This is a genomic window from Allosalinactinospora lopnorensis, from assembly GCF_000981225.1.
Lineage (GTDB): Bacteria > Actinomycetota > Actinomycetes > Streptosporangiales > Streptosporangiaceae > Allosalinactinospora > Allosalinactinospora lopnorensis.
Map to the genome: position 1 here is coordinate 1 of NZ_LAJC01000192.1, position 748 is coordinate 748.

Sequence of the window (748 nt, forward strand, 5' to 3'; positions counted from 1 at the left end):
CTTCGGGCGGAAGTCCTCGACAGCGATCGCGTCGTGGTCGGTCACGACCTTCTTCGCCCACTTGCGGCCGGTGTCCCGCCGCTGCCGTGCGACCTTCTTGCGCAGCTTCGCGGTCTGCCGCTTCGCCTGATGGTAGCCCTTGGATCCGGGCTGGCCGCACGTGGGCTTCCGTTGGGCCACCATCCGCTGGTAGCGGGCCAGGCGCCGCGCGGCGTTCCTGCCGTGCTGGGCATGGGGCAGGTCATGGGCCTCCGACGTGGTGGGAGCGGTTTCCTCCACACCCCAGTCGATGCCGATGTCCCATCCGGTGGCGGGCAGCGTGGCGGTGGTCCTCGCCACGACGAACGAGGCGTACCAGTGGCCGAGGCCGTCCCGATAGACGCGGACGGACGACGGCGGCTTGGGCAGGTCCCGCGACCACACCACACCCAGGCTGATGCCGCCCGCGAGGTGCAACCGCCCATCCTTCAGCCGGAACCCGCGCCGCGTGTAGTTCAATGTGGGATCGGCAGCGCGCTTCTTCTTGTACTTCGGCATCCCCGCGCGCTGCCGCTGCGGCAGCCGGGCCTTGACGTCCTTGAACGCCTTGGCGCGGGACTTGGCGAAGTCACGGATGGTCTGCTGCCGCGGCACCGAACTGCCTTCGCGGAGCCAGGCGTTCGCGGTGCGGGCTTCGGTCAACATCTTGTCGAGACGGGCCGCACTTCTCATCCCCGGCGTGAGCCTTCTTCGAGCGGGCGCAGCATCC

Annotated in this window: 1 protein-coding gene; it reads right to left on the bottom strand. The window is 69.4% G+C overall.

Going from position 1 to position 748, the window contains the following annotated elements:
- Positions 1-711 (bottom strand): RNA-guided endonuclease InsQ/TnpB family protein (locus VS93_RS26445; protein WP_236700764.1); only part of this gene is annotated, 711 nt, incomplete at its 3' end.
- Between the last annotated feature and the right edge of the window lie 37 nt (positions 712-748).